The sequence below is a fragment of the Nocardioides sp. genome (genome assembly GCF_031422975.1).
In the GTDB taxonomy this organism is placed as follows: Bacteria; Actinomycetota; Actinomycetes; order Propionibacteriales; family Nocardioidaceae; genus Nocardioides.
Window position 1 is genome coordinate 1 of the sequence record NZ_JANPEO010000442.1, and the last position, 4,260, is coordinate 4,260.

Here is a 4,260-nt window from a genome sequence, read left to right on the forward strand (position 1 = left end):
CACCGCCGCCGGCGCCGACCGCGACGGACGGGAGGTCTTCCGCTTCCAGGACCCCGAGATCGTGGAGTCCAGCGGGCTGGTCATCGCCGGCGACCGGGCCTACACGATCAACGACTCCGGCGACACGGGTCGGGTCTTCACCGTCGACGTGGCGACCGGCGAGACCGTCGGCGTCACCTACTGGGCCGATGCTCCCGACGACGTCGAGGCGCTCGCGCCGGCCGGTGCCGGGCGGGTGTGGGTGGGCGACATCGGCGACAACTCGACGTCGCGCGACTCGATCGAGGTCACGCGCGTGCCGGTGGGCGACGGCGACCGGACCGTCGACGAGGAGACCATCGACCTGGTCTATCCCGACGGCGAGCGTGACGCCGAAGCGTTGCTCGTGCACCCCGTCACCGGCCGGTTGTACGTCGTCACGAAGGGCTTCTTCGCCGGCGAGCTCTACGCCGCGCCGCCCGAGCTGGCCGACGATGCGCCCAACATGCTGGGCCTGATCGGTGAGACCGCCGGGATCGTCACGGATGGCGCGTTCTTCCCCGACGGTGCGCACCTGATCCTGCGGACCTACACCAACGCCGTCGTCTACTCGTTCCCCGCGCTGGAGCAGGTCGGCTCCTTCGATCTGCCCAGTCAGCAGCAGGGAGAGGGGATCGCTGCCCCGTCGACCCGCTTCGTCTACCTGGGCAGCGAGGGCCAGCAGGCACCCGTGCTGCGGGTTCCGCTGCCGCCGGAGATCCAGGCGGTGTTGTCGCCGACGCCGACGCCTTCCCCCTCGAGCGTGCCCACCACCTCGGCAGCCCCGGAGCCCCTGGGCGGTGCCACGTCCGTGGACGACCTTGCCGCCGCGGCGGCCGACCGCAGTGTCTGGTGGTGGGTCGTGAGCTCGCTGATCTTCACCGGCGTCGTGGCCGTGCTGCTGCGCTCGCTCAAGCCGCACTGATTGGCGGCGGGCGCTAGCGTTCGGGCATGCCTCGTCTGCGCCGTACGTCTCCGGACCAGCCCGGCTGGGCGCGTCGTCGCGCCGGCTCGGGGTTTGCCTTCGTCGACGAGTCCGGCACGACGCTGAGTGCTGAGGATCGCCAGCGGTGCAAGGACCTCGTGATCCCGCCGGCGTGGCAGGACGTGTGGATCACGCCGTTCGCCAACGGGCACCTGCAGGCTGTGGGCACCGACGAGGCCGGACGGCGGCAGTACCTCTACCACCCGCACTGGCGCGCCAGCCGGGACGCCGCGAAGTTCGTGCGGATCATCGAGTTCGGCAAGGCGATGTCCCGGGTGCGCGAGCGGGTGCTCACCGACCTCGGCGCGGAGGGGATGTCGCTGGAGCGGGCCTGCGCAGTCGCCGTACGCCTGCTCGACCTCGGCTACTTCCGGATCGGCAACGACGTCTACACCGACACCTCCGGCAGCTTCGGCCTCACCACGATGCTCAAGGAGCACGTGACGAAGCGGGGCAGCACGCTGAGGTTCTGCTTCGTGGGGAAGTCCGGGATCGAGCACAGCATCGAGATCGACGACGAGCCGACCATCGCCGTGCTGGACGTGATGCGTCGCCGCCGGGGCGGCGGCGACGAGCTGCTCGCCTGGAAGGACGGCTCGCACTGGCGAGACCTCGGCTCGACCCAGGTCAACGACTACGTGCGTGAGGTGACCGGGATGGAGGCCACGGCGAAGGACTTCCGCACCTGGCACGCCACGGTGCTCGCCGCGCTGGCGCTGGCCGAGACCGAGGAGGCAGGACAGACCAAGGCGTCTCGCACACGTGCGGTGTCGGGTGCGATGAAGGAGGTCGCCGAGTTCCTCGGCAACACCCCCGCCCTGGCCAGGTCGGCGTATGTCGACCCGCGAGTGGTCGACGCCTATGAATCAGGCCGCACGATCACCCACACGGCCCGCCGCTCGTTCAAGACCAGGGACGAGCGGCAGGCCGCGCTGGAGCGGGCCACGCTGAGGCTGTTGCGCGAGAACTGATCCTCAGAGCTGGCCGACGACGTAGTCGATCGCGCCCGTGAGCGTCTCGACGTCACTCGGGTCGATCGCGGGGTACATCGCGATCCGCAGCTGGTTGCGGCCGAGCTTGCGGTAGGGCTCGGTGTCCACGATGCCGTTGGCGCGCAGCACCGTGGCGATCTGGGCGGCGTCGATGGCGTCGTCGAAGTCGATGGTGCCGATCACCAGCGAGCGATGGGCGGGGTCCTGGACGTACGGCGTCGTGTAGGCCGTCTTCTCGGCCCAGCCGTAGAGTGCGTCGCTCGAGGCGGTGGTTCGCTCCACCATGCCGGTCAGTCCGCCCTGTGAGTTCATCCAGTCGAGCTGCTCGGCCATCAGGAACAAGGTGGCGATCGACGGGGTGTTGTAGGTCTGGTTCTTCGAGGAGTTGTCGATCGCGGTCGGCAGGTCGAAGAAGGCCGGGATGTGGCGGTCGGTGCCGGCGATCTCCTCGGCGCGGGCGAGCGCCTTCGGCGACATCAGCGCGATCCAGAGGCCACCGTCGGAGGCGAAGCACTTCTGCGGCGCGAAGTAGTAGGTGTCGACCTGGTCGAGGTCGACGGGCAGGCCGCCGGCGCCGGACGTGGCGTCGACGAGCACGAGCGACTCGTCGTCGGCGACACGGCGCACCGGCGCCATCACGGCGGTCGAGGTCTCGTTGTGCGCCCACGCGTAGACGTCGATGCCGTCCTCGGCGACCGGCTCGGGCAGGGACCCGGGCTCGCTCTTGATGATCGAGGGCGCCTCGAGCCACGGCGCGGCCGCGGCGGCGCTGGCGAACTTGGCGGAGAACTCCCCGAAGGCCAGGTGCTGGCTCTTGGTGCGGATCAGGCCGAAGGTGGCGATGTCCCAGAAGGCGGTCGCGCCGCCGTTGCCGAGCACGACCTCGTAGCCCTCGGGCAGGTCGAAGAAGGCGGCGAGGCCCTCGCGGACGCGGCCGACGGTGTTCTTCACCGGGGCCTGGCGGTGCGAGGTCCCCATCAGGGATGCACCGGTCGCGGCGAGCGCGTCGAGGTGGTTGGTCTGGATCTTCGATGGCCCGGCGCCGAAGCGGCCGTCAGCGGGCAGAAGTTCGGCGGGGATCGTGATGGCGTCGGTCACCGGTGGAGCCTTCCTTGAGTGTTGAGGCGAGGAAACCTGACGACGCTGTCAGCTTGGAAAGCCTCTCATACGATGCCACCATGCCTGCTCTCCGTGTCTCAGCAGAGGCCTCACCCGAACTGGGCCTGAGGGAGGTCCCGATCGGCGATCCGGATGCCCAGAGGTTGATCGAGATGGTCCAGGAGGAGTACGTCGTTCGCTACGGCAGCCGGGACGAGTCGCCGATCGACCACGACGAGTTCCTCGCACCGGCGGGCGCGTTCTTCGTCGGGCACCTCGACGGCGTACCCGTCGTCTCCGGGGCCTGGCGTCGACGCAGCCACGTCGAGTTCGCCGGCACGACGAACACGGCCGAGATCAAGCGGATGTATGTCGTGCCCGCCGCCCGCGGTCTCGGTCTGGCGCGACGGGTGCTCGCCCACCTGGAGGCGACCGCTGCGCAGGCGGGGGTGCAGGCGATGATCCTCGAGACGGGGCTCAGGCAGCCGGAGGCGATCGCGCTCTACGAGTCGTCCGGCTACGTGGAGATCGCGGGCTTCGGCCACTACCGCGACTCCGGGATCAGCCGGTGCTTCGCCAAGGCGGTGGATCCCGTGGCGTGTCCAGCCGACACGCCGAGGGTCGAGTAGTTTTTTGCCCCTTTTGCATCCACAGTCCCATCCGCACCCCTAGCCTCTGTGCGTGCGCAAGGGACTCGTGGTGTTGGTGGCGGCCGCCGTGCTGGCGTGCCTCACGCCGGCACCGACTCAGGCGAAGTACGTGATGCCGGTGGACTCCTATGCGACGTACCAGCCGCAGAAGACGTGCGTGCGCAAGGACAAGCCCGGCACCGTCGCGCTCGCCCAGTGGCTGGCCGCTCGCGGCGGTGCCTACGGCGGCACGCTGCGCGACTGCCGCAGCGGTGGGCAGTCCGAGCACAAGGACGGCCGGGCCTTCGACTGGACGCTGGACGCGACCGACCTGGACGACCAGGCGGTGGCGGAGGCCTTCATCATCGAGGCGTTCGCCGACGACGAGATCGGCGACACCGACGCGCTCGCGCGCCGGTTGGGGATCATGTACGTCATCTGGAACGACAAGATGTATGCCGCCTGGGACGGCTTCGAGCCGAAGAACTACCTCAACTCCGGCTGCCGCTCCCGCAAGACCTGCTCGACCACGCTGCGG

General features: G+C 69.6%; 5 protein-coding genes. 4 read left to right on the forward strand and 1 reads right to left on the reverse strand.

What is annotated here, in order from left to right; genetic code table 11:
* Nucleotides 1-943, forward strand: a 943-nt coding sequence (locus RMO85_RS13300) for a hypothetical protein (RefSeq protein WP_310529204.1), incomplete at its 5' end; no start/stop codon positions are given.
* 26 nt (nt 944-969) lie between these two features.
* Nucleotides 970-1,974 carry a DNA topoisomerase IB gene (locus tag RMO85_RS13305; RefSeq protein WP_310529205.1) on the forward strand — a complete coding sequence of 335 codons (1,005 nt, stop codon included), beginning with the start codon at nt 970-972 and terminating at the stop codon, nt 1,972-1,974.
* A 3-nt stretch (nt 1,975-1,977) separates the two neighbouring features.
* On the opposite strand, the gene serC is transcribed toward RMO85_RS13305, so the two are convergent.
* Nucleotides 1,978-3,093 (reverse strand): phosphoserine transaminase, encoded by a 1,116-nt coding sequence (serC, locus tag RMO85_RS13310; protein ID WP_310529206.1) that lies wholly within the window; start codon nt 3,091-3,093, stop codon nt 1,978-1,980.
* 80 nt (nt 3,094-3,173) lie between these two features.
* On the opposite strand from serC, the gene RMO85_RS13315 reads away from it, so the two are divergent.
* Both RMO85_RS13315 and RMO85_RS13320 read left to right on the forward strand, forming a co-directional pair.
* Nucleotides 3,174-3,722 (forward strand): GNAT family N-acetyltransferase, encoded by a 549-nt coding sequence (locus tag RMO85_RS13315; protein WP_310529207.1) that lies wholly within the window; start codon nt 3,174-3,176, stop codon nt 3,720-3,722.
* Between the two features lie 52 nt (nt 3,723-3,774).
* Nucleotides 3,775-4,260, forward strand: a 486-nt coding sequence (locus RMO85_RS13320; protein WP_310529208.1) for a hypothetical protein, incomplete at its 3' end; no start/stop codon positions are given.